The organism is Corynebacterium sp. UMB6689, from assembly GCF_030215295.1.
GTDB lineage: Bacteria > Actinomycetota > Actinomycetes > Mycobacteriales > Mycobacteriaceae > Corynebacterium > Corynebacterium aurimucosum.
On the sequence record NZ_JASOLS010000020.1, the window covers coordinates 17,280 to 42,117 of the forward strand.

Genomic DNA, 24,838 nt, shown 5'->3' on the forward strand with positions numbered 1-24,838 from the left:
CTCGTCAGAAAGTTTCGTCGAGGTCTGAGAGGTCCGGCGCTTCCGGCCGGCCAAACGACGGCTGCGCAGTCGGGCTTTCGCTATTGCTCTGCCCCGGCGACTTGAAGCCCATGTGGTCCATGTCATCCAGATCATCCAAGGAGAAGTCCGAGGAATCCTTAAAGGACGGAGCACCAGACGCCGCATCCGGGATCAGGTACTTGAAATCAGTGATCCTTCCGTACTGCACCACGGTCACAGAACGTGAGAGCTGACTGGTCAGTGCGGTCTGGCTGTCCACCTCCACGATGCGGGTGCGCGAGCCGTCGATTTCGGTATATCCTTCAGCGCCGCCCGCATTGGTCAGCGCATTGGGGCTAAAGGCCTGAAGAGCACCCTTTTCCTGGTTCATGCCGTCGAGGAACTCGGCGGTGCTCTGAACGCGGCTGCCGCCTTCCTCGCGGAAGGTCACGCGACTGAGGTATTGCTGCAAGCTGCGGGCCATGCGTGGATCCGTAATGACCTTCTGCCATTCCTGTTGCTTGAGGTCGCGGTCCTGCATATAAGGGTGGTCAAGGCTGCGCGATAGGTTATCTAACGCAGTGCTGGAGCCGAGGCCAGCCATGCCCCACATCTCATTGAGCGCCACGGCCGAGTGGCCAGTGCGGTTGCGCTCAAAGGTGTCATTCATGTCATCGAGGAGGGACTTGAGCGAGCGGTGTGCCCACTCCGTCTGGAAAATGTGGGAGCGGATTTCATCCGTCATGCGCACGGCATCATCGCGGTTGAGCACGGCCTGAGCAATGCGAGCGTTCTCCGGAAGGCCCGACTGCGGCGTCCGCAGGTGATCGCTCGACGTCTCCTTGCGCCCAAAGGGCGCGTAGATAGCGCGGCCCAGCAATGCCGACCAGCTCAGGAACTGGTTATAGGCATTAGAGATACGCGAGATCTCGGCCGAGGCCGTCGCCAGATTCTGCGCGGCGATCTCTTGGTTGCGGTTCAACAGCTTGCGGCGCTGCACGTAGTCAAAGATCTCACGCTGAGCCTTGGTAAAGACCGCCCAAGAACACACAAGGAAAAGAAGAACAGCCAGGATGATGCCCACGACGTACCACGGCCAGTCGAACCACTGCAGGTACTCACCCAACGGCAAGTCCGGGTTGTAGCGGCCGGCCACCATGTAGGTCATCAGAGCAAGCACTACGAAGAACACAATCCACATCGTGCGCAGCTTTCGGGTCAGCGCTTTGTTCTCCGCGTTGAAGTCACGCGCTTGGAAGCTGTTGGCCAACTCTTGCAGTTCACGTGCCTTGGCGTGTGCGTCGCGGTACTTCTGCTGGGCGTGCCCCAGCTTCTCCCACAGGCCCTGGCCCACCTTCCACGCGAAGGTGGTGCTGTTCTTTGCTCGCCACGAAGCAAACTCGTGCTTCTTGCGGCTGACAGCTTCATTGCGGGTCTGCTGGCTGGTGTACTCAATATCGGCGGCGAAGCGCTCGGCACCCACCGGATCGAAAGGCGCGACGGTTGCTTGGGACTCGTGCGTATAGCCCAGAGTGCTGGTCATGAGCGGATGGAAGCCCTCGAAAGAAGCGCTGACATCCTGCACGGACTGGCCACCGTATTGCACGATGTACATGTTGCCCTGGTTATTGCGCAGCCCCTTGGTGTCGATGCTGTCGCGCCAGGATCCATCGACAAGCCCCAGCGCATAATCGTGATAGGCCTCCCACGTGCGCGAGAGTTGCGGCTCCTGGCCCAAGGAGAACTGCTGCTCGCGGGCAACTCGCATGGTGTGCTCACTGGCTTGGCGCAGCTCGTCGACGCTCGTCGCACCGCTGCCCTTACCGGAGTGCCCGGCCAAGACGACCTCCACGCTGGAGTCCGCACCGTAGAGCATCTTCTGCAGGAAGGTAGCCGCGTTCTTGTTCATTGCACCGCGCTGGCCCTCGACCCAATCCTGCGGCTTGCCCACCACGGTGGACCAGTACAAACGCAGGTTATCCTTCAACGCCGCCCAGCCGCTGACTTTGTGGGACTGCAGCTCCTCATAAGCGGTCGGAGCGCTCACCAACGGGGAAATCTCCTGGTTGATGAACATCTGGGCGCACTGATCCGTCAGCTGCTCCGGATTGGCGTAGTGCACGGCGCGAGAAATGTTATTGACCTGCGGCTGCGGTAGGCGCTGGCCGGGATCGAAGACGGCCTTCCTGACCTTGTCCTCAATATCACCGGCATCGATGGTGCGGTGGAAGGCACGCACCAAACGGAAGCGCTGCCGGTCACCGGTCTCGATGACGCGATGCGTATCCGGGTCCAGCACTGCCGGCTCGGGCATGCCGCGCCACAAACCGAAGATGCTGGCTACGGCTGGGGCTGCAAACTGTGCAAGCTCGAAACCGTTGGCAGTGCGCTTGATGGGGCGAATACGCGAGGAGGCCGGGGTTCCACCCTCCTCCGGGGAGAGCACGAGGTTACTCCAGCCCTGCAGCGGAGCGATGTCCACGCTCTCACGCGGCAGGGCGGAGAGCAGCAAACGCACGCGCAGGTTGGAGGCTTGAATCAGGCGCTGATCGACGGCCCCGACCCACTCCGTGAGCTTGGCGACGTCCTGCGGTTGCTGAGCATCCATCGGGTCAATGGTGGCGAGGAGGACGTCCCCGCTGAAGCTGCGGAGGGCATCGTCGAGCGTCGACAAGCGCGCCGTGCCCTCCTCCGTGAAGGAGCGCACAACGGCCCCGTTGGTGGGGTGGGCATAGTCAATCCAGAGGAAGTCCTGCAGGAGGCCAACCGCACGCAAATCGCTAAGGCGCGAGCGGATATCATCCGCCGTGGCGCCGTGTCCGAAAAAGATTACGTTCGTCATTAGAAGGTGTCATCCAGGTCGTTGAGGTTGAATTCCGGTGCGACGTCCTGGCCAAAGCCGGAATCGGAGCTACGCACCTGCGGGGCAGGCTGGGCGACGGGATTCTCCGCCACAGTCTTGGCCTGGTTCAGGTAATTGCGGATAACCGGAACTACCTCGATGACGTCCAGCGCCAAGTCACGGTAGTACGGCGTATGCGATGCGACCTCGCGAGAGCGTACCTCCGCAAAGGGCTTTTCCTTCCGTCCCTGTCCCGGCAAGGAATTGGTGTGGCCCGGCACGAAGTGGTCCGCACCGCGGGTGAACTTATCCAGCTCCTCCACGAAGGATTCGTAGCGGTCCTGGATGGAGGTACCCATGACTCCGCGGTTCGGAGCTTCACCGGATGCCAAGAACTGCGCGAGGCGGTGAACCACCGGGTGCGTGGATGCACCGGAATGGGCGAAGTCCAGGCCGTCGTCGAAAAGCCCGCGCAACAGCTGGTATGGGTAGAGCGAGGAAGCGAATCCGTAGCGCCCGGTTTCCTGCACCTTCGCGTAGGCGATGAAGATGGACTCCAGAACCGAAGGCATCCAGTCGGACTTCTTGATCATGCGGCGCGGCGAGATAAGCAGCGGATCCGGGAAATCAACCCAGCCGTTCACGCCACCATCCGTGTCATCGAAAATGTGGGCTGCCGCATTGGCTGCATCGGCGTTGGAAATGTAGACGCGGCCGGTAATGCGTCCGATGATCCAGCCCGCCACCATGGCCTGACGCTCCGTCTTCGTCAGCGGCAGGGCTGCCGGCAGCGGACGGGTGCGGCGCTCCGACCACCAGGAACCATCGAAATTGTCCTGCTTCTCGATGTCCTTGGCGATGTAGTTGAACATCGAAGAGAAGACGATCGGCGAGTAGTTGGGGTAGGAACCGAAGATCTCGATGTGCTGAACGTGATCCGACATGTTTAGCGAGTTGCGCAGAGCCACCGTGGAAGGCCCGTCAATCTCCGGGCGGCTGAGCACCGACTCCAGCTGGGAGGCAATGCCAGTTTCTGCGGAGCCAAGCTCCGCAAATGGGATATCGGAGAAGGAGTAGGTGTACTGCACGGACTTGCCGTGGATGCGCTGAACCATGTCGTCGTTAACAGCAGCCAACGGGCGGGCATAGCTCAGGGCCAGCTGGAAAGCCTCGATGAAGCGGCGCTGGCGCTCAGCGTGCTCGACCTCGTTGATGTCCGGGGTAAGAGTGAGGTAGCGGCGCAGATCCACCGAGTTGAACTTCTGGAACTCATAATCACGGCGGTTAATCCACTGGCGCGAGCGCTCCAGCAGATCAGTCGGGCGGATCTTAGCGTGGTAGTGCGCGCGCTGCGATTCGCGGGACTCACCACTTTGCGGATGGCGCGAGAGGTACTTGGACACCCAACCAGCACGGTTGGAGTAGGCATCGTTGGTACGCTTCTGCGGGGCCAGGGTGTCATTCGGCGCCTGGGCCGCATCGAGCGACTCCCATTCACCGCGGATGACCGCACGCACCGCAAAGGGATAAGCCTGCTCGTAGTTGGTGACATCCGAGGTGGACTGCTGGCCCTGGATGGTACGCAGCATCTGGTCCCGGTAGTCTGAGATGAAGGTGTTGACATCAGTCAGCATGATCTCGTTCTCGGCACCCTTGAAGCGGGTTTCCACGACCTCATCGAGCTCTGTTGGCCACGAGTTGACCTCGTCTGTGCGGACGTCGGCCAACTTGTTGGTCTCCGGGCGCTTTGACACGGCCTTCTCCAACACCGCGTGGGCATCCCCCAGCTCGCGCTTAAGGTGGAAGAGGTTCTCATCGGCATAGTCCTGCAGGACATCCTTGAGCAGGTGCGCAATGGCCATAAGGGCGTAGCTGTAGAACTGGTTGAAGTACAGACCCATCAGAGCATTAACCGTAGGAGTCGGGTCCGTCATCTGGCCCTTGCCAGTCAGCGGGCTGAGGATTGGATCCGCGCCTTCCGGCTTCGCCAACACGCGGGTGTTCTGGTAGTAGCCAGAGTACTCAGACAGGCACGGCAGGAGACGGTCAGAGTTGGTGAGCACATCCGTGATCTTGGAGAGCATCTCGCGCACATAGGGCACGCCCACCGCAGCCAGCTCCGACTCCACGGTGGCGAGGACACCATCGCTGAAGAAGTTGGCGTAGCGGTAAACAGTGTCATACGCAGCATTGTTCAGAACCGATGCGATGGCCTGCTCATTGCGGGGATCGGCCATGTTGCCCTCAAACTCTTCGCGCCATTCGTTGACGTTGCGGCCCTGGCCCACCGGAATGAAGTTCTGCAGGTGCTTCGCGGCGCTGTCCGCGGCTTGCTGGGCTTGGCCACCGAACACACTGTTGAGCCAGTTCCAGACGCTACCGCTATCGATCTGTCCGCCCTGTGCCCAGGAAGGATCAAGCGTCATAGAGCTAAAGGCGCTAGGCAGGCGCTCCTCCAACTTCTTCGCAATCTGCATCTCGCCGGCCTCGGGGTTCTGCGGATCGAGGTGGCCGTTGAAGAGGCGCTCGAAGGCGCTGCGGGCAAGGCGCTGGGAAGAGTATTCGGCAAAGCGGTCACGGCCCATCGAAACCTGGGCATAACCCAGCGAACCCCAGGGCAGGCGCCCCCACGGCGTGCCGTCCGGGCGATCCCAACCGAAGAAACGGCGGCCGCCATCACCGGCCGGGGTGTTAGTCAGCGCGTAGGACACGAGGTTATCGCTGGCCTTGGTGGAAGCCATCAGCCCCGCCAACGCGCGGCCCAAGCCGCGGTAGATGGACATGGCGGAACCATCGCCGAAGCGAGCGCTGGTGGTGCCCATCTTGGAACCAATGGGGAAAATACGGCCGAAGGTCTGCCCCTCCGGCGGGGTTCCCATGTCGAAGGCCTCAAAGATAGCGCGGTCGTGATCATACGCATTACCCATCTGTGCGGCGACAACCTCACCGAACATAGCCAGCGAGTTCGGCCACGCGCCGGCCATGTCATCCGCCTTGTTATCGGCGAAGATTTCCGGGGTGTACATGAAGATGAGGGTGCCCTGCGGGTTCACGTTCGGAATAGTGGTGAGTACACGGCACACATCCAAGAACATCGAGGCGCCCGCGCCACCTGCCATGGAGGAGACAACGAGGACAACCGGCTGGGAATCACCGGTATCGGTGTCCAGCTTGGTCTGCTTGTAGTTGAGGCGGTTGAGCTCCTGGATTGCCTCCTGCGTGAACATCTCATCCACCGCTTCCTTGAGCGACTGGCGGATCTTCTTGAGATTCGGCAGGGTCAGCATACGGCCAATCGCGCGGTACTGGCCGGCGCCATCAGCCAGCTTCACGTCATTGGTAGAGGGGTTGCGGGTGGCCCACGTTGCGATCTCACCGAGCTTGCCGGCACGGCCCAGGATGCTGGACACGCCCTCATCGAAGGTGTTGTAGTTCTGGCGAGCACCAATGCCCACGTAGTGGCCGCCATTCTGGGTAACATTCGGCAGCTTCTGCGGGCCTGCCTCCTCCTCGAGCGGCACATCGATGTTGACGAACTGCCAGGCCTTGGGCAACTCGGTCATGTCCGAGTCGATGCTTCGCAGCTCGGCCTTGAGCTGGTCCATCATGAACGCCAGTGTCTTGGCGCCGGAGCCACCGCAACCGACGACGAGGAACTTCTTCATCTTTAACTACCTTTCGAAGGGGAGGTTCGCTTCTGTGCTGTTTATGTCTGTTGTGTGCTGCTCTGCCGGCTTAACCCTGGGAGCCAAATCCCGGGGCTGGGGGCCAGCCGCCGTTATTACCAGGGTTACCAGGATTGTCTGGGCGCTGCTGGCCTGGTTGGCCAAAGCTCGGGCCGCCGCCGAAACCAGATCCACCACCAAAGTGTGGTGCTCCGCCGAAGCCGGGGCGTCCCGGCTCTTCAGCGCGACCTGGCTGGTTCTGAGGTGACGGTCCGGAAGGCTGGGACTGGCCGAAACCGCCAGGTTGCGGCGCCTGCTGGCGCCCACCCGGGTGGGGAGCGCCCTGCTGCGGTCCACGTTGCGGCGGCGGACCGCTCGGCGGCTGGGAGCCGGGCTGGTTCTGCTGGACCGGCTGCCCCGGTTGGCCTGCCTGCGGCGGCGTCTGTGCCTTCTCAGCCTTTTCGGCTGGGAATTCGACTTGGTCAAAGAGTTGCAGGGCCTGGCGGCTGATCTCCTTCGACATCTCGTCGTATGCGCTGGCCTGTGCCAACGTATCGATGGTCATGACAATCTCGCCAGAATCGCGGTCCTTCTTGTTACCGATGAAGAACCACGTGTTCTGCACCGCAAGCGGCAACACTGCCCGGTAACCGGACTTCTTGCCCTTGCCGGAGATAGTGCCATCGCGCTGGACCTCCACGTGGGCGGCAGTGAAGGGGCTCAGTCCCATCTTTACCTTGGCATCATTGCTGCCCAAGCGGGCAGAACGTGCAGAGGCTTCCACCGGAACGGCACCCTGGAACTCATCCTTGGACACCGCAAACGGGCGGCCGGTGTCGGTACGCACGAGGTTCGCACCATCACGGCGTACCGGGATGGTCTTCGTAAACATGCGGGGCTTTTCCGGAATGCGGCCGCTAAACCACTTCATGAAGTACAGAATGGCCAGCGGAATCAGCAGTGCCAGCAGTACCGCCAAGACAAAGGAGAGGCCGAAAGCAGACTTGCTCAGTGGTGCGGTCATGGAGCCCTGCAGCGTCAGCGGCAGCTCCATCTGCTGGTTATCCTCAGCAGACTGCAGGTTAATGACCGGCTCCACGCGCAGTGGTCCATCCGCCATCTCTTCCACGCTGAGAGTCACCGGGATGGTTGCCTTCTCATCCTTGGAGAGCTCGAGTGCGGAATCTTCCGAGTTGTGCTGAGAACTCACTGCAACGGAAGGAACTCCCGCGGGAAGCATTCCGCCATCAGAATCCATGGTCTGGTCTGCCACCCACACCTTGCCGGGGCCGGTCACGGGAACGTCGACGGTAATCTCTTTCTCCGTCATGGTAATTGTCTGCGCCGAGCCCACCGTCGGCATATTGACCGGGGTAACCGTCAGCGGCGTTTCCGCGTTGATGGGGTCCAGCTTCGAGCCCGGGCGCTCACCCGTTTCTTTGGTGGTGATCTCCACGCGGGTTCGCAACTGACCGGATGCCGCGTTTTCCACCTTGTCCAGTGGAATATCTACCTGCTGTCCATCGGTGATCGGCGCATTCTCTACAAGGGCGACCGGGGCGCCGTCCTCTGGTACGAACTCCGCATAGAGGGTTCCCTCACCCTCCAGCGCACGTGGCTCGCCCTTGCCATCGACCAACTGTCCCTTCAGGATCTGGTCCGAGTTAATGCCGCCTTCTACCTTGGCCCCGTCTTCGGTCTTGAGGTCCAGGTTAAGGCCCGGCACCATAACGACGGAAGCGAGGTATTCGCCGTCCGTACCCTCAGCCGCCTTGTAACCAAAAGTCCATGCTCCGGCCCAGGAATCGCCATCCTTTTCCATAGCGATATCAACCATGCCCGGCAGCTTGTTGTTCTCCGTCACGGAGACCTTCGCGCCAGCGACGCTCGTGGTATCGGGTGTGAGCTCCACCGTTTCGCCATCGGGACCAGTCAGGGTCGGTATGAGGTCGCCTTCACCCACCGAATTCTTCGGCACCGCGGACAAACGCACAGGGGACACGGAGTTATCAAGGACGAAATCAAACTGGTCCTTGAAGTTACCTTCCTTGGTTACACCACCCGAGGTAGGGATGAGGTTACGGAAGGCCGCGAACAGCGCTGCTGGGTCCTCACCCGCGTCAAAGAATGCACCGTTTGGGGCACCCTGGCCACAGTCTTCACCCTCCGCCATGCGGGTGAGCTGGCGGACTTGATCCTGGGCTTCCGCAGCTGGCACGAGGCCCACGTTAAAGAGGCGGATATTGGAGTTACGGAACGCGGTGACAGAGGAATTGACCTCACACAGCTTGTCCTGCGCGCCCTGAAGATCGTTGGCCTCGGCGTCGGTGTAGTACTTACCATCGGTAAAGAACACGATGCCGCGGCAGCTACTGCCTTGGTGGGAAGCGAGTTCCTTCAACGCGCCTTTGTAGGCCGCGCCATAGTTGGTCTCTAGATCCGCAACGCGATCCTCCTTGCGGAACTTATCCAGTTCGCCCTGCAGGGCATCAGCGTTACCGGAGACATTGGTCCACCCGCCATACTCGGCAGGATCGCTGTAATAGTCGGATCCGAAGCCAGCGAGTTTCACGTTAATGTCTGCGCCGTTGTCTTCCCCGAGGTGGGCCAACTGCTTCACGATGTCCGCCGTGGCATCAACGCGGAAGGCATCGGCATCCGTCGGCTGCGAGCCCTCATAGCCCACCAAGGACGCTGATTGGTCAAGAACAAAGAGCAGGTCCGCAGACTTCTCGCTGGCAATACAGGAGCCAAAATCGGAGAGGTTCTTTTGTGAGACTTCTGAGAGCGCAGATTCGGAGCCGATTCCCTCAGGGCGCTCTTCCGGAGGCGGCGGAGCATCCTGCGCCACCGCTCCCAGGCTGCCACCGAACCCAGTGATGGCCATCGCAGCGGATAAAGCAAGTACTCGTGTGAACTTCTTCATTAGGCGCCAACCGCCTTTCCTACGTAGAAGGCGATTTCCACCGCAGCGACAATGACAAGGACAAAACTTCCGCCCATGATGATGCGGTAAAGCAAAGTTTGCGTGGTGTCCTCAACATAAAACGTCTCGGCTTGGCGCTGCGTGTTCTTCAGCGTGTACAGGCCCAAGAGGATAAAGGACACGATTCCGGCCAGCAGCCATCCACCGATAGCCAGGACAAAGAACAGAGTCTGCGTCGGCGAAGCAATAAGCGGCGCAATGACCAAGAGGATCAGTGCGATAACTGCGGAGACGCCAGCAGCAATGAGCAGCGGCCACGGCCCCTTCGTCGGACTCGTCGGTGCTGCCACCTGACGGCGATAATCCGGTGCAGGCGAGGACTCACCAAAACCATCAGACGAGCCCGGCGCACCAAAAGAGCCACCTGCCCCTGAACTAGGGTTAGCCCCCGCAGGGCTTCCCGGGGCAGAGCCGAAACCGGAGCCCCGACCAAAATCAGTACCGGAGGAAGGCTTCTGCGCTGGGGTCTGGGCAGGATTCTGTGCTGGATTCGGGGCACCAAAACCACCGGGACCCCCAGCCCCACCGGGCGCGCCGAACCCGGAACCTGCACCTGGCTGATCAGCCCCTTGCGGCGGGCGCCCGCCAAACTGTGGCGACGAGCCTGGGGAACCAAACGTCATATCGATGACCTTCCCTTAAACGAAGTTGGGCCACCGGCGAACCTGGTACCTTCCCCATCTAGCGACGCAGAAGGTAGAAGATCCGCCGGAAAGCTCTAAGGACCAGAAACCAAGGTAGCCGCACCCCCTGACATGACGTGTCTTTCTCTGGCCTCGAAATTCGAACGCGCCCGTATCTCTTCGAGCGCGCGCCATGCACACAATAGACAGGAAACGTTCAGGGAATACGAAAACGTTGCAAGCAAAAGAATGCCATACTGCGTGCATTATTTCTGCCCAGTTCATAGATCTTTATGGGCACAGCACCGAGAGCGCACCCCCGAAACAGCCAGTTCCGCTGCAGGTTCTCAGGAAACAGCCGGGTGAGGGAGCACTCCCCATTTCTGCTTCCCCCAGTTTCGTGGAAAAATGCTGTTCCATGACAACTCAATCGGCAACCGCAACCACCACAAACGGTGGCGAGAGCATCCGATTCATCCCGGTACATTCCACCTTGTACCCGTGGCTGGTCGCGGTGTTCGTCGTTACCTTCCTCATCTCGAACATCAACGCCACGAAGGGCGTCCAGCTCGGCCCACTCATCACCGATGGCGCCTTCTTCCTCTTCCCCATCGCCTATATCGTGGGCGATGTTCTCTCTGAGTGCTATGGCTTCAAGTCCACCCGCCGCGCCGTTTATATCGGTTTCGCCATGGCGCTTCTGGCCGCAGTTTCCTTTTATATTGCAATTTGGCTGCCCGCGGCTGATTTCTACGAAGGTCAGGAAGCCTTCGCCGCCACGCTGGGCCTCGTCCCGCAAATCCTGCTGGCTTCCCTCGTCGGCTACGTCGTGGGCCAGCTGCTCAACTCCTTCACCTTGGTCAAGATGAAGGCCCGCTCAGGCGAGAAGGGTCTCATCGCCCGCCTTGTCGCTTCCACCGTCGTCGGCGAATTCGGCGATACCCTGCTGTTCTGCGCCATCGCCGCACCCGTCATCGGTATCGATTCCTTCAGCGGCTTCCTGAACTACGTCATCGTGGGATTCCTGTGGAAGACCGCCTGCGAGGTGATCATGCTTCCGCTAACCACGCTGGTTATCTCCTGGGTCAAGCGCCGCGAGGATTACGCACCTATCGACGAGGCCGAAACCTCTACGGCAACACAGCCTCAGTAACAGCAACAGCTACCCGTCCCGAATTTTCACCCCCTTGGCACACACTGTGCTGAGGGGGACTATTTCTCTCTTCCCTTTACTCTCCCCATTGAATACAATGTATTCACGATGGTTAAGGAGAAAATATGGCTACTTTGACAATTCGCATGGATGATAACGACGCTGAACTCGTTCGAAATCTAGCCACATTTGAAGGCCGTACAATATCTGATTTTGCCCGAGCAGCGCTTTTAGAACGGGTCGAAGACTACTACGACCTTCAGGAACTGCGCGCAGCAATGGCAGAGGATTCTGGCGAACGGTTTAGCCTTAATGAGGTCCTCGAGGATCTCTAAAGATGCCGGAGAGAATTACTTCATATCACGTCGAATTCACGTCGAAAGCCCGCAAACAGCTAAAGAAGTTTGACCGATTCGATGCGCGAATCATCGTGACGTGGATCCAAAAGAACCTCGAAGGCTGCGAAGACCCTCGAGCTCTCGGAAAAGGATTGACTTCAAACCGTTCAGGCGAATGGCGCTATCGGGTCGGTTCTTACCGCATTCTGGCGTACATCCACGACCAGAAAGTAACGATTGAGGTATTCGCTATTGGCCACCGGAAGGACATCTACGATGCATAAGCATCGACGAACTTCACTCCTCCCTATCCTTGGCCTGGCCACAGCCCTAAGTCTTGTGGCGTGTTCGGGTACGGAAGAAGAGTCGTCGCCCGAAACGACGAGCAACGCAGCCACGTCGGAGTCGATGACGGTGAGCAGTGAGGCGTCGTCAAGCGCAGCGCCCAGCACCACCCCTACCCCGCCGCCGCTCAATGAGGGCCCGGCACCCGCACTGACCGGCACGTTTGAGATGGACGGCCCAGCCACCATCACGGGCGCGACCTATGATTCAATGCCCTTCGTCGTGCCCCTCAACCCCGCCGGACCGCAAGAAACCATGGTGCGCTGGGTGCAAGACTGGGGCGAGCCCCCCGCCACAGCGGAGCAGGGTACCACCTACGTGTTGGGCCATGCGTGGGGCCAGCAAAAACTGGTATTTAACCCCTTCTCCGAGGTGGTCACCGCCAACGTTGATCTGAGCAACCCCACCGCCGTGGAGGGCCTCGACGGGGCGCAGGTGCAGCGCTTTACGACGCCCATCCTCAACGGCTCCCACATCCGCATGACCTCCGAGGGCGGTGCCGGGCGCGAGTGGATCGTGGATAACGCCTTCCTGGTTGATAAGGAGCAGCTGGGCAGCGACGCCGACCTCATGAATACCGAGGTCCCCGGGCGTATCGTGCTCATTGCGTGTGCGGTGGACGGCACATCAGACTTGGAGTACAACGTCATCGTCACCGGTCACTTGGCGTAATAGCGCCCCAGGAATTCATCGCGATAAGCCTCGTAATAGCCGCCATCGATGGACTCCCGGATGTTATCCACCAGGCGAATCATGAACTCCAGGTTGTGGATAGTGCACAGCGTGCCAGCCAAGAATTCCTTGGCTTTGAGCAGGTGGTGGAGGTAGGCGCGGGAGTAATTCTCCGAGACGTAGCCGCCAAATTCTTCATCCACACCAGCAAAGTCACGCTTGAAGCGTGCATTGGTGAGGTTCATGCGGCCATCAAGGGTGTAGACGCCACCGCGGCGCGCCAGGCGGGTCGGCGCCACGCAGTCGAAAGTATCGGCACCAGCCTCAACGGCGGTAAAGATGTCATCCGGTTCAGAGATACCCAGCAGGTGCCGGGGCTTATCGACGGGCAACTCATCGCATACCCAGCCCACAATCGTTCCCAGGTTCTCCTTCTCTAAAGCGCCACCGATGCCGAAGCCTCCGAAGCCGCGCCGGCCATTCGCTTCGGCGCGATCGGAGAGCTCCACCAGTCCGCGGGCAGCTTGGCGGCGCAGGTCCTCATACTGCGCGCCCTGCACCACTCCCCACAGGGACTGGCGCGGCTTCTGCGGGCCGCGGGCAAGCGTCAAGCGGTCGTGCTCATCCAGGCAGCGCTGCGCCCAGCGGCGCGTGCGCTCGACAGATTCCTCCTGGTAAGTGCGGGTATCAACGAGCGTGGTGAGCTCGTCGAAGGCGAACATGATGTCCGCGCCCAGACCATGCTGGATCTGCATGGAGACCTCTGGGGTGAAGCGGTGTGTGGAGCCGTCGATGATGGATTTAAAATCCACGCCATCCTCATCGACCTGCGCCATACGCTCCTTCTTGGCCGCACGGATATCGGAGTCCGTTAGGTCCGCCACGTCCATGGCGAGGACCTTTTTGAAACCCACGCCGAGGGACATGACCTGGAATCCGCCTGAGTCGGTATACGTCGGCCCATGCCAATTCTCGAAGGCAGCCACGCCACCGGCCTCGTCCACGATGTCGTGGCCCGGCTGCAGGTAGAGGTGGTAGGCGTTGGACAGGATGGCCTGGGCTCCGGTCAGGCGAATCTGCTCCGGGGTCAGCGTCTTCACCGTGGCCTTGGTGGCCACCGGGATGAAGGCCGGGGTCTGGATATCACCGTGCGGGGTATGGATAACACCGGTGCGGCCGTGCTTTCCCGGTTGCGCTGGACCGCTTAAATCCAGCTCCTTCTTCACGTCGAAGGAAAGGTCGGTCTCAAGCTGCGGCTTAGGGTGAGTCATAGGGAACTATTCTACGGGCTGCGCTGCTTTATCTTCTGCTTCACGGGATGCTGCTGCGTGTTTGCGCTCCCATTCTTCCTCGAGTGCCGTGCCCTCGATATCCAGCTGCGGGATCAGCTTGTCCAGCCACTTCGGCATCCACCAGGTGGTGTGCCCCATGAGGAACATGGTGGCGGGGACAAGCGACATGCGGACTAAGAAGGCGTCGAAAAGCACGCCCGCCGCCAGCGCGAAGCCGAAGATCTGGATGAAGGGCAGGGGCTGGCTGATAAAGGCCACGAAGACGGAAATCATGATGATGGCCGCGGCGGTGACCACGCGGGCACCGGCGGTAAAGCCGGCGATGGTGGCCTCATCGTTGGCGTTGTACTTGCTGTACTTCCCACCGCTGCCCTGCGGGAAGCGGGAGAAGTGCTCGCGCATGCGGGTGACCAGGAAGACCTGATAGTCCATGGCTAGGCCGAAGGTCACGCCAATGAGGAAGATGGGCATGAAGGAAATCAGCGGGCCCGGCGCGGGCACCAGTCCGGTGAGGCCGTCCTGCCACACAAGCACGGTCAGGCCAAAGGCGCCGCCGACGGAGAGCAGGAAGCCTAAGCCCGCCACCAGCGGGACCAAGATGGAGCGGAATACCGCCAAGAGCAGGAAGATAGCCAGGCCCACCACGATGGCGAGGTATGGCCCCATGGCCCCTTCAAGGCGCTCGGTGATATCGAGCTGCACCGCAGTCAGGCCTGTCATGCCGATCTCGGCACCGGTGGCATCCTCCAGCTCCGCGCTGGCGGTGCGCAAAGCGGAGGCGGTGCCAACCGTGGCCTCATCCGTCGGCGCGGTAGTGGGACTGACCATGATCTGCGCTGCCTTCATATCCTTGCTCACGCCCACCAACTGGGCGTGCTTGACCCCGCCGACCTGGTTCAGGCGCTGCACGGAATACATAAAGGAAGAAAGAGCGGCCTTCTTCTGCTCATCCTCTTCGCCCTCCTGGCCCTGGATATAGGGCTGCAAAGCCGCGGAATCCGGGTTGGCGTTAGCGCCATCCACGATCACTAAGAAGGGGCCGTTGATGCCGGGGCCGAAGCCCTCGGACAGCAGGTCCGCCGCCTTGCGCTGGGTGGTATCCGGATTAGACGTGGTATCCGCCGGAAGCGCCAGCTCCATGTGCAGAACCGGAGCGGTCAAAGCACCGAGGCCGAGCACCACCAAGGCCATGACGACACCGGGGACACGCTGCACCGTGCGCACCCAACGGTTGCCCATCGTTGGTTTCGTGCGGCGCGGTCGGCGCTTCGTGGGGTTGCCGGCCACGCCGGGGATGCGCCCGGCGAAGGCCTTATCACCGAGCAGGCCCAGCATCGCGGGCACCAAGGTCAGCGCCACAAGCACGGCCATGAAGACCGTGCCCGCAGCCGCCAGGCCCATCGCCGTCAAGAAACTAATGCGTGCCACCAGTAGGGCGAAGAGCGCGATGAAGACCGTCGCACCGGCAAAGACCACCGAGGAACCCGCCGTACCAACGGCCATGCCGGCGGCATCCGGCCCGTCCATGCGGGAGCGCTCCTGCCGGTAACGCGACATGATGAACAGCGCATAATCGATGCCCACGGCCAGGCCAATCATGACGGCCAGCACCGGGGTGAGGTTGTTGAGCTCAATCCAGTGGGTAGCGATCATGACGCCCATCGCGCCCAGGCCCACACCCACGACCGCGGAGATAAGCGGCATACCCGCGGAAGCCAAGGAACCGAAGGTAATGATGAGGACGATAAACGCCACGGCCAGGCCGATGACCTCAGAAATCGAGTTGACCTGGATTTCATCACCGAAGCCCGCGCCGCCGGCCTCTACCTCCAAACCCGCCGCACGGCCGATATCCATGGCCTCATGGACCACGTCTTTATCCGCGGGGTCCACCGAATAGGGGCTCTCCGCGTCAAAATCGAAGGTGGTATAAGCAATGGTCTCATCGGCATTGACCATGGCCAGGTTGTCGGCATCCGCCCGTGCGGTCTCCTCCGGCAAGCCCATGGAGGTGAACTGCTCGATGACCTGCTGCTGCAGTGCTGGCGATACCTCAAGCGGATTGCCCCAACGCTGTTGGCTATCCTCCGGTATATCTAGGCCCTCTGCGATGTGGCGCACCACGTCCCCGACTGCCGCTTCATTCTGCGGGTCACTGAGCTTCTGCCCTTCCGGGGCCTTGAAGACGAGGTTGACCGTCGGCGCATTGGCCGGGTTACCGTTCTCCGGGAAGAGCTCCACCGCGCGGCGGGTGGCATCAATTGCTGGCGTGCCGCTGATGGAGTACTCCGTGGTCATCGGCTTCATCAAGCTCAAGGTCGCTCCGCCCGCGGCCGCCACGATGAAGATCCAGGCGATGATGACCTTCCATCGATTGATGTAAGACCAGCGGCCTAGGTGGTAGAGCAGCTTTGCCACGGAAATTCCCCTTCACATGCGCGATTATTGCTCGCGGAAGCTTTGGCGGTGGACACGAATGTGCACCAGTTTAACCAGTTGGGCTGTGAAGCCCTAACGGTCTCGTAAGAGTTCAACGACCCCTCCAGAGTGTGGCCAGCGCTACAATGCGGAATTACTGAAATACTCTAGGAGCACCACCATGTCTACTTTCGTCATTGTCGCCGTCGCGGCCATCCTCCTCATTGCCATCCCAGCAGGCATGATGAGCCGGCGGATTCACAAGCGCACTGAAGACCACGACCCCGAGGCACGCCAAGCCGCGCTGGATTTCCAAAGAGATGTTGATAGAGGGCGAGCTGGCTTCTAAAACATAAAAAGACCGGCACCCCAGAGCTAAGAACTGGAGTGCCGGATGTGGCGGTGGCGGCGGGATTTGAACCCGCGGTTGGGGGTTACCCAACAATCGCTTTCGAGGCGATCACCTTCGGCCGCTCGGACACGCCACCGCGTTCCAGATTACGTCGAGTAACCCCGAGCGACAAAATCGCTGCCCACGCCAGGCGGCGCGGACAGCGATTCAGCTCTTTAAGGCTAGGAATTAGTCCTTGAGGTTTCCGATGACCTCGTTGGCCTTATCCTTGACGCCCTCAACGGCGTCGGAAGCCTTCTGCTTGGCTTCAGAGGTGACCTGGTCGGCCTTGCCCTCGTTCTCCAGCTTCTCGTTGTCGCTTACGTTGCCAGCGGCTTCCTTAGCCTTGCCAACAAACTCGTCCTTCTTGTTCTCGAAATCACCCATGGTTTTCTCCTTACTCTCTACGTCTCTCACGTGGACCACCCAGCCTACACGCGAATCGGAAGGTGGATCCGAGACCACGTCCCAACTCAGGGCTACTCGCTGCTTCCGCGCAGACCCCCGAAGAAGCCTGTGAGCAGCTTCGCGCACTCTTCCTCCAGCACTCCACCGCGTACCTCGGGAACATGCAGTGCGCCGGGGGCGCGCAATACTTCCACCAGCGAACCACACGCCCCCGTCTTCGGCTCAAAGGCACCAAAGACCACCGAGGACACCCGGGAAGCCTGAATCGCGCCCGCGCACATCGCGCAGGGTTCCAAGGTGACAACCAGCTCGCAGCCTTCCAGCCGCCAGCCGTCGCCATGCACGCGTACCGCCTGACGGATGGCTTCCACCTCTGCGTGCGCGGTGGGGTCATTCAGCTGTTCGCGGCGGTTAACGCCGGTGGCGAGTTCTTTACCGGAGGCGTCGTAAAGCACGGCCCCCACCGGGATATCCCCTACCGGCGTGGTGCGCGCAACCTCCAGGGTGCGGCGCATACGGGCCTCCGCACGCACCAGCCCTTTCGCTGGTTTAAGAGTCATCCGAGTCGAGGCCGTCGATGAAATCCTCCAGCTCATCACCAAAGCCCAGCTCGCCGGCGATGCGCAGGAGCATATCGGAAGGCCAGTCCTCATCGTTGTCGATGATATAGCCCACCTGGTCCTCATCGAGGCCGAGGTCCGCGAAGATGTCGAAGTCGCCGTCGCCATAAGGATCGGCGTCCTCCCACTCGTCTTCGTCCAAATCCGGGATATCGATATCGCGCAGGTCCAGGAAGTCCGCCGCGAAGTCGTCTTCGGAGGCATAGGTGGCGTCGGAAAGCAGCATGCGCACATCCCCCGGCACCGGGCGCACAACGACGAAATAATCATCCTCCACGCACAACAGCGCAAATGCCGCTCCCTCCGAACGCAGGTTGCGCACCGCCTTGATGGAGGTGTTGACGTCGGTAAAGTCATCCTTGAAGGGGCGAATCACCCACGCGCCTTCGGCGCTGGTGACGGTGATAGCAAAGGACAGATCGTCGTGGCTCATACCTCGTCAGATTAGTCGGATTGTGCGACAATTGTCACCGTGAGTTCTCAAGATGTTCAACGCCCCGTCTGCATTATCGGCCTCGGTCTCATTGGAGGTTCCCTCCTGCGAGACCTAGCTGCTGCACGCCATTCCGTGTACGGCTATAACCACTCGACTTCTGGTGCGCGAACGGCCATTAAGCAGGGCTATGACGTCACCGATGATCTGCCGGCTATCCTGCGCCGCGCCGAGGAGGACAATGCGCTCATCGTCATCGCGGTGCCCATGGATGCGGTTGCCTCGGTCCTCGACGTCATTCAGGAACACGCCCCGAGCTGCGGGCTGACGGATGTCGTCTCGGTCAAGGCCGAGGTTCGCCAGCTCATCGTGGAGCGCAACATGGAGTCACGCTACGTGGGCGGCCACCCCATGGCCGGCACCTCCAAGTCCGGTTGGGAGAACTCCCACACCGGGCTATTCAACCGCGCTGCTTGGGTTATCACCTACGACTACGCCGCCGAGTGCGACGCACGCGGCGAGCGCATCCCCGCCGAGTGGGAGAACATCTTTGCCGACGTTGTCCGCATGACCCAGATGGTTCACGCGGAAGCGGTTCCGGTACGCGTGGCAAATCACGATGCCGCGGTCGCCCGCATTTCACACCTGCCACACGTGCTGGCGGAGACCCTCGCGGTGGTTGGCGATAATGGCGGTATTCTGGCGCAGTCCCTGGCGGCTGGCTCCTTCAAGGACGGAACCCGCGTGGCAGGAACACGCCCGGACCTGGTGCGCCAGATGTGCGAGACCAACTCGACGGCGCTGGTCCAGGCCCTCGACGAGGCCCTTGAGTTGCTGCACGATGCGCGCGAATCGCTGGCCTCGGAGCAGCCTTCCATCGCCGCGCTTGCCGACGCTGGCTTCCGCGCCCGTACCCGCATCGAAGCCCGATCCGGTGCTCGGAAGGAATCGGTCTCCCCGGTAAAGATCTCTTCCCGCCCGGTCTTGCGGCTGCATCCGGGTGCGCCGAACTGGGTGGCGCAGTTGCGCCAGACGGAGTCTTTGGGCGGGCGCATCGAGATTTTCTAACCGGCGGTGGCCTTCTAGGCCTGACCTTTACCCTAGGCAGGCGGTTTTCAACGGGCTCCCACACATGGTTCTCGTCACAAGGTTTGTTTGCCCCCAAACGAACCTTCTACCGGGTTAAAGATGGTTTACTTGCCCCCAAGGGAACCTTTTGACTGGAGACTTCTGAGTGAAGCCTTTTGCGTGCTGCTGGGCATGGGGCAGATAGCAAAAGGCATCTTGCAGATGGCGTCTGTCAAAAGGCGTTTTCTCGCCTGAAAACGCCTTTTGGGGCGTGCAGATGGCGTTTTCAGCCCCAAAGATGCCTTCTAGCGGATGCCTTTTGTGGGGTGCCATCTAGCGACCGACCGTGGAGGAGTGTGCGCGGTGGCGGCGGGCTGTGAAGCGGCGTAGTGAGGTGGCATGGGGCGTCGGGCGGCGAAGTGCGGTGGCGGCGTGGGACGCTTAGTCGCGGAAGGTGTCGTCGCGACGTTTGCGAGCTTGGGACTCATCGCGGGTGATGCCGAGCAGCGGATAGCCGGCCAGGCCTGCCGCTAGGCCCACCGGCAACAACCACAGCATGCCGGAGGCCAACCACAAGACCACGCCGAGGATGGCACCGGCAATCAGACACGGAACGAGTTTCTCCTTCATGGAGATTCAGCCTAGTTGGTACTCCGCGCGGCGACAGACTTGCGGTTGAGCAGGCGCGAGATGATGGCTATGGCGATAAGTCCTACTACCGAAGCAACGCCCGCTGGCCATGCAACCGGGGCGCTGACCTGCATCGTTGTCGGTGGTGCCGGGGAGTTATCGGCGTTGAGGACGCCGTCGGTATCGCGGCCGCTGGTGACGTCCTCGATCCAATCGCGGACCTCGACCACCGACGTAATCGCCGCGGTCGGGGAAGGCAGATCCGGATCCGCGTTCGACGTTCCAGCCGTGGCCACGCCGACGAGGCGACCGTTGACAAAGAACGGACCACCTGAGTCGCCGCCTTGCATGCCCTCACCATTAAGGGACTTCACGTCCATGATGGCAGCGGCAATCATCGGGCCTACTCCCCCGAGTTCACCGGCCGGGATACTTTCCGCGCCGTCGGGTCCAACGGCGATCTCTGGCATGTCGCCGCCTTCCATCACCTGGGGCGCGTCGGATGCGTCGGGGGCGGGAGCGACCATTCCGCCGGGGGCAGGCACAGCCATGTCGCCAGGAGCCATGGCCCCGGAATCGCCCGGCGCCACCGGCGTCATCTTCTCGCCAGACTCGTCTGGGCTTGCCGGTGGGGTGCCACCCGACAGGAGTTCGCCTACTTCCATCTCAGCCATCGGCAGCTGGCCTTTGCGGGCCATGCGGGAGCTGCTGCTCCAGCCGTAGAAGTGGCCTTTCTCACCAGCGGTAGGAACAGCGTCCGCGAGCTTGGCGGGCTTAACGCCCTTGACGGGCTCGGTCAGGTGCATGAGGCCGGCGTCGATAGTCGGCGAAACAGCCCAGGAGTCCACGTCATAGACACGGGTGTCCTTGCCCTGGCCAAAACGTGCCTGCGAGCCCTCGTTGTTGACGGACTCCAAGCAGTGGCGGGCGGTCAGCACCCACTGCTCAGCCACCAGCGTGCCGGTGCAATCACCGAAGCTTCCGATCTTGCCCATGCGCAGCGCAGCCACGGCAGCGCTTTCCTCCGACTGGGGAGCGGGCTGTGCAAATTCCAAGGCCATGGCCGGTGCAGCGCCCAGCCCCACGACCACAGAGCTGGCCAGAACAGCAGTTATCTTTCGTGCCGTCATCACGCGGCCACCTCCTTGATTGCCCAAGCCACGACCCTCTCGGCCGGACCCTTTCCACAGAACTTCTTCCACAGCGCGCTCAACAGAAGGAACGCGAGCACAAAGCCCAGTGCCGCCGTGGTGTTGTGCAGCGAAACGTTCGCCTGCCAATAACGAGCGGTGAGAATGTGCAGGATATAGATGGTCAACGACATCGAGCCCAATGCTGCGAAGGGGAAAGCCAAGCGCGGTAGCTGACGGCCGATGATCAAACACAGGTGCAGCACCACCGCGGTGACTGCCACGGAGAGAAGGATTTCACCGAGCACACCCGTATGCCCGGTAAAGCGCAGCCAGCCGGGGATATCCGGGTTGAAGCGCTGCCACAGGCCAATACCGGTGACAACGGCAGCCACCGCGGTCGTAATAGCTTGGGTGCGGGTGGGGCGGGTGAGGTAGACGTCGTAAAGCAGCATGCCTGCCACCATGTACGCCAGGAAAGCCACGAGGGGGTAGACCTGCGGGAGGGTGTACGGCGCGTAGAGCACCGTGGCGCCCGCGGTGGCCAGCGCGAAGAGCAGAACCTTCCACACGGTAGCCAGCGGTGGGACCCAAGCGGTAAGAGCCATTGCCGCGCCCATCACCACGAGAACGACCTGAATCTCACCACCCACAGGTAGCAAGGCCACACCGATGAGCATGACTATCATACCGCGGGCAACCAGCTTGAGGAAGACCCGCAGCGAGTAGTCGCGAGCAAGAATCATCATCGTGGTACCTGCAATGATGGCGAACCCCGCCGCCGGCAGCCCAGAGAGCACCACTTTGGTGCTCCACACCAGGTTGGCCATGTGCAGAATAATCATCCCGATGATGGCCAAGGAACGAGCAATATCGAGGCCCACTATTCGGGCGCGCGCTGACACCTATTCATCTCCTTGCAGTTGAAAACGTTTAAGACCGACCAGTGGCTCTGGCCGGTCTTCTTATTTGTGTTTGTTTTCAGCTCTGCATTTCACTCAGCTCTGCGTGATATGCGTCTCAGCGGCTAAGGGCGATGGATTTCTCATCGCGCACGAGGTAAATGCGCTCAGGGGTTGCGGAGGCATCGGGGTCCACCATCACCGTTACTGGTCTTTGAAGAAAGTCAATGAGAGCCCCGTCCGATTGCGAGCCAAAGCAGATGTTGTCTGACATCAAATCCCACGTGATATCTATCTCACTAGCCTCGTTACTCTCAAAATGGAAACCGGCGTTATCGCAGGAGAACTCCAAGTACTGGTCCCAAAAGTCCACGTAGAAGGAATCCGGCTGCTGTGCGGACTTCCACTCGGCATTCACCACAAACTCCAACTGCTGCGCATTGGCGGTGACCAAGCCTGCGGGCGTGCTAGTAATAATGTTGCGCTGTGAGGATCCAGCTTCCGCTATGTCCGAGCTCCCCGGCAGTTCCGAGGAGCCAACAAAAGAGAAGAGGGAGGAAATGAAAAGCAGGATAGCGGAGAGAATCGCTTGAATCATGGGCCAAAGTATAGCCCCAGGTGAAGGACCGGTGTTTGCAATCTGTTTGCACCGCGTTTGCACCCACTTCGGTTTACCTGGGATTACTCGGGCCTACTTTTAGGCGACTAAAACGCAAATAAACCCCCAGGCTATCCGGCGTTTATACCGTTTGACCTGGGGGTTTAGGTGGTGCGCCCGGAGGGATTCGAACCCCCAACCTTCTGATCCGTAGTCAGATGCTCTATCCGTTGAGCTACGGGCGCAGTCCGTTGGTAAGCAGTACGTGTGCTCTGCCGTGCAACGAGGAATAACTATACCTACGGTCTGAAAAACTAACAAATCAGCAGTTCACGACCATTTTTTCACCTTGAGTTTCGAGCTTCCACTTTACCCACTGTTCACCTAACCGGTAGGAGCCTTGAGCTTAAAACGCACTCTGTCCCCGGCACCGAGTCATCGCTTCGGCGCCAGGGACAGAACTACCAGAAACTAGACCGCCAGGCCGAAGATGGGCACAGCCAACAGATAGACGGTCAGGGTGATGAGGAAGATGCCCAGGATGTTGAGGCCCAGACCACCCTTGATCATCTCACCAATCTTGACGTAGCCGGAGCCGTACGCGATGGCGTTCGGCGGAGTAGCAACCGGGAGCATGAACGCACAGGTTGCAGCCAGCGCCACCGGGATGGTGAGCAGCAGAACGTTGATGTCACCCTCCGCAGTCAGGCCAACACCCACGGCAACACCGCCCATGATCGGGATGAAGGTCGCGGCGGTCGCAGTGTTGGAGGTGATCTCCGTCAGGAAGAGCACGAGAGCGGCCACTGCGGCAACGATGAGAACAGTTGGTAGGACACTGAGTCCCTTGGCCATCTCACCAATCCACAGGGACAGACCGGACTTGTTGAACATGGCCGACAGCGACAGGCCACCGCCGAAGAGAAGGAGCACGTCCCACGGCATCTCGTTGGCGGTCTCCCAGTCTAGAAGGCGAATGCGGCGCTGGTTATCCGCAGGCAGGATGAACAGCAAGATGCCGGCCGCGATGCCCACGATGGCGTCATCGTAGTTCTCGAATTCCTTGAGCACGAGCGGCAGGGTCACCCACGCCGCCGCAGCGAACAAGAAGATAATGCCTGTCATGATCTGGGGACGGGTCCAGGGGCCGAGGGCCTTAATTTCATCGTCGATAAGCTCGCGACCGCCCGGAATTTCGGTCATCTCCGGCTTGAAGACGGTGATGAGCAAAAGCCATGCGATGATCAAGAAGATTGCAGCCAGCGGCACACCAACGGCCATCCAGCGACCAAAGCCCAGGGTCACGTCCCAGGTGTCCGCCATGTAAGCATTGAGGAAGGCATTCGGCGGAGTACCAATAAGGGTTCCCAGCGAACCGATAGATGCAGAGTATGCGATACCCAGCATGAGAGCGGTGGCGAACTTCTTCTGCTTATCCCAGCCGCCGACGGTCTCCGCGGTCAGCGCCAGCACCGAGGTACCAATCGGCAGCATGACCACAGCGGTTGCGGTGTTAGACACCCACATGGACAAGAAGCCAGTAGCGAGCATGAAGCCCAAAATCAGGCGCTTCGGCGAGGTACCGATCAACTTCACCACATACAGCGCGAGGCGGCGGTGAAGGTTCCAACGCTGCAGGGACAGTGCGATGAGGAAGCCACCCATGAACAGGAAGATGGTCGCGGACGCATACGGCGCGCCGACTTCCTTGATGGCCCCTACGCCCGCCAGCGGGAAGATGACCAAGGGCAAGAGCGCGGTAGCGGCCAGCGGGATGGCCTCCGTCATCCACCACACGCCCATGAGAATGGTCACGGCCGCCACGGCACGCAGCGCACTCTGGGTGTATTCAACATCATCCTTGGCGCCGGGTGATTGCAACACCGTGTCGACGGCGTTACTAGGGAAGAGAAACCACACAAGTGCGGCGAGGACGAGTCCGACGATAAGGCCAATGGCCATGCGCCGCCATTCGCGTGTATCGACGCCGCGGTCGTCTTCACCCTCCGTGTGTGCGGTTGAGACGTGAGTTTGCGGGGTAGTCATCTGCCCCCTCCTTTTCCTGGTTAACCAGCCCCCATTCAGTTGAGAGAGTTACTGAAATCACTGAATGGGCCTACACGTTCAGGCTATCGAGACCACAGACAGCCAACAAACACTTTCGCCCCATTACCCCCACTAAGGCCACAGATTCACCCCTGTTAGCAAAATCTTTTGCAGATTAGCTGCAAAGAATGCTCACCAATGTGTGGGCAGTCTGCAGCCAATTCCCCTCCCCCAGATCCCCAGACCTCGATCCCGCAACCTGCAGGTGGGGCGTCGCC

Annotated in this window: 20 protein-coding genes and 2 tRNA genes; 6 read left to right on the forward strand and 16 right to left on the reverse strand. The window is 60.6% G+C overall.

Annotation, left to right across the window (positions count from 1 at the left end):
* Positions 1 to 4: 4 nt before the first annotated feature.
* The 4 genes from QP363_RS10490 to QP363_RS10505 form a co-directional block, all read right to left on the reverse strand.
* Positions 5 to 2,842: a hypothetical protein gene (locus QP363_RS10490; protein WP_284764509.1), complete on the reverse strand. Its 2,838-nt coding sequence runs from the start codon at positions 2,840 to 2,842 to the stop codon at positions 5 to 7.
* Positions 2,842 to 6,507 carry a tubulin-like doman-containing protein gene (locus QP363_RS10495; RefSeq protein WP_284764510.1) on the reverse strand — a complete coding sequence of 1,222 codons (3,666 nt, stop codon included), beginning with the start codon at positions 6,505 to 6,507 and terminating at the stop codon, positions 2,842 to 2,844. Before QP363_RS10495 ends, QP363_RS10490 begins: the two co-directional genes overlap by 1 nt.
* Positions 6,508 to 6,577: 70 nt before the next feature.
* Entirely contained in the window at positions 6,578 to 9,433 is a 2,856-nt protein-coding gene (locus QP363_RS10500; protein ID WP_284764512.1) for a vWA domain-containing protein, read from the reverse strand.
* Complete coding sequence (locus QP363_RS10505; RefSeq protein ID WP_012714759.1) at positions 9,433 to 10,116, reverse strand: hypothetical protein; 684 nt, start codon at positions 10,114 to 10,116, stop codon at positions 9,433 to 9,435. The genes QP363_RS10500 and QP363_RS10505 overlap by 1 nt, the downstream gene beginning before the upstream one ends.
* Positions 10,117 to 10,534: 418 nt before the next feature.
* Here QP363_RS10505 and QP363_RS10510 point away from each other — a divergent pair, with 418 nt between their 5' ends.
* The 4 genes from QP363_RS10510 to QP363_RS10525 all read left to right on the forward strand — a co-directional run bounded on the left by QP363_RS10510 (position 10,535) and on the right by QP363_RS10525 (position 12,624).
* Positions 10,535 to 11,269, forward strand: coding sequence for a queuosine precursor transporter (locus tag QP363_RS10510; protein ID WP_070444267.1), 735 nt, complete (start codon positions 10,535 to 10,537; stop codon positions 11,267 to 11,269).
* Positions 11,270 to 11,394: 125 nt separating this feature from the next.
* Positions 11,395 to 11,604 (forward strand): type II toxin-antitoxin system RelB family antitoxin, encoded by a 210-nt coding sequence (gene relB / locus QP363_RS10515; protein WP_070444269.1) that lies wholly within the window; start codon positions 11,395 to 11,397, stop codon positions 11,602 to 11,604.
* A 2-nt stretch (positions 11,605 to 11,606) separates the two neighbouring features.
* On the forward strand, positions 11,607 to 11,891 hold the full coding sequence (locus tag QP363_RS10520; RefSeq protein ID WP_070444271.1) for a type II toxin-antitoxin system RelE/ParE family toxin: 285 nt from the start codon (positions 11,607 to 11,609) through the stop codon (positions 11,889 to 11,891).
* On the forward strand, positions 11,884 to 12,624 hold the full coding sequence (locus QP363_RS10525) for a sortase (RefSeq protein WP_284764514.1): 741 nt from the start codon (positions 11,884 to 11,886) through the stop codon (positions 12,622 to 12,624). Before QP363_RS10520 ends, QP363_RS10525 begins: the two co-directional genes overlap by 8 nt.
* Here the strand turns inward: QP363_RS10525 and tgt are convergent.
* Both tgt and QP363_RS10535 read right to left on the reverse strand, forming a co-directional pair.
* Positions 12,612 to 13,895, reverse strand: a complete 1,284-nt coding sequence (gene tgt, locus QP363_RS10530) for a tRNA guanosine(34) transglycosylase Tgt (protein ID WP_010188410.1) — start codon at positions 13,893 to 13,895, stop codon at positions 12,612 to 12,614. The genes QP363_RS10525 and tgt overlap by 13 nt on opposite strands.
* A 6-nt stretch (positions 13,896 to 13,901) precedes the next feature.
* Positions 13,902 to 16,334, reverse strand: a complete 2,433-nt coding sequence (locus QP363_RS10535) for an MMPL family transporter (protein ID WP_284764515.1) — start codon at positions 16,332 to 16,334, stop codon at positions 13,902 to 13,904.
* A gap of 181 nt (positions 16,335 to 16,515) precedes the next feature.
* On the opposite strand from QP363_RS10535, the gene QP363_RS10540 reads away from it, so the two are divergent.
* Entirely contained in the window at positions 16,516 to 16,683 is a 168-nt protein-coding gene (locus tag QP363_RS10540; protein ID WP_010188407.1) for a hypothetical protein, read from the forward strand.
* 48 nt (positions 16,684 to 16,731) lie between these two features.
* Here the strand turns inward: QP363_RS10540 and QP363_RS10545 are convergent.
* The 4 genes from QP363_RS10545 to QP363_RS10560 all read right to left on the reverse strand — a co-directional run bounded on the left by QP363_RS10545 (position 16,732) and on the right by QP363_RS10560 (position 18,186).
* Positions 16,732 to 16,822 (reverse strand) — tRNA-Ser (locus QP363_RS10545).
* A gap of 92 nt (positions 16,823 to 16,914) precedes the next feature.
* Positions 16,915 to 17,112: a CsbD family protein gene (locus QP363_RS10550; protein WP_010188406.1), complete on the reverse strand. Its 198-nt coding sequence runs from the start codon at positions 17,110 to 17,112 to the stop codon at positions 16,915 to 16,917.
* 92 nt (positions 17,113 to 17,204) lie between these two features.
* The gene (locus QP363_RS10555; protein ID WP_284764523.1) at positions 17,205 to 17,648 is read right to left on the reverse strand and encodes a nucleoside deaminase; all 444 of its coding nucleotides are present in this window, start codon (positions 17,646 to 17,648) and stop codon (positions 17,205 to 17,207) included.
* 34 nt (positions 17,649 to 17,682) lie between these two features.
* Positions 17,683 to 18,186: a tRNA adenosine deaminase-associated protein gene (locus tag QP363_RS10560; RefSeq protein ID WP_070444279.1), complete on the reverse strand. Its 504-nt coding sequence runs from the start codon at positions 18,184 to 18,186 to the stop codon at positions 17,683 to 17,685.
* Between the two features lie 39 nt (positions 18,187 to 18,225).
* Between QP363_RS10560 and QP363_RS10565 the strand changes: the two genes are divergently transcribed.
* A complete protein-coding gene (locus tag QP363_RS10565; protein WP_284764517.1) occupies positions 18,226 to 19,254 on the forward strand; it encodes a prephenate dehydrogenase in 1,029 nt (342 codons plus the stop codon).
* A 441-nt stretch (positions 19,255 to 19,695) separates the two neighbouring features.
* Here the strand turns inward: QP363_RS10565 and QP363_RS10570 are convergent, their stop codons facing one another.
* The 6 genes from QP363_RS10570 to QP363_RS10595 form a co-directional block, all read right to left on the reverse strand.
* A complete protein-coding gene (locus QP363_RS10570) occupies positions 19,696 to 19,884 on the reverse strand; it encodes a hypothetical protein (protein WP_070444283.1) in 189 nt (62 codons plus the stop codon).
* Between the two features lie 11 nt (positions 19,885 to 19,895).
* Positions 19,896 to 21,014: a trypsin-like serine protease gene (locus QP363_RS10575; RefSeq protein ID WP_284764520.1), complete on the reverse strand. Its 1,119-nt coding sequence runs from the start codon at positions 21,012 to 21,014 to the stop codon at positions 19,896 to 19,898.
* Positions 21,014 to 21,919 (reverse strand): DUF418 domain-containing protein, encoded by a 906-nt coding sequence (locus QP363_RS10580; protein WP_144657660.1) that lies wholly within the window; start codon positions 21,917 to 21,919, stop codon positions 21,014 to 21,016. The genes QP363_RS10575 and QP363_RS10580 overlap by 1 nt, the downstream gene beginning before the upstream one ends.
* A 115-nt stretch (positions 21,920 to 22,034) precedes the next feature.
* Complete coding sequence (locus tag QP363_RS10585; protein ID WP_070645455.1) at positions 22,035 to 22,514, reverse strand: hypothetical protein; 480 nt, start codon at positions 22,512 to 22,514, stop codon at positions 22,035 to 22,037.
* Between the two features lie 169 nt (positions 22,515 to 22,683).
* Positions 22,684 to 22,759: transfer RNA gene (locus QP363_RS10590), tRNA-Arg, on the reverse strand.
* Between the two features lie 226 nt (positions 22,760 to 22,985).
* The gene (locus QP363_RS10595; RefSeq protein WP_070444291.1) at positions 22,986 to 24,560 is read right to left on the reverse strand and encodes a DASS family sodium-coupled anion symporter; all 1,575 of its coding nucleotides are present in this window, start codon (positions 24,558 to 24,560) and stop codon (positions 22,986 to 22,988) included.
* Positions 24,561 to 24,838: the final 278 nt, after the last annotated feature.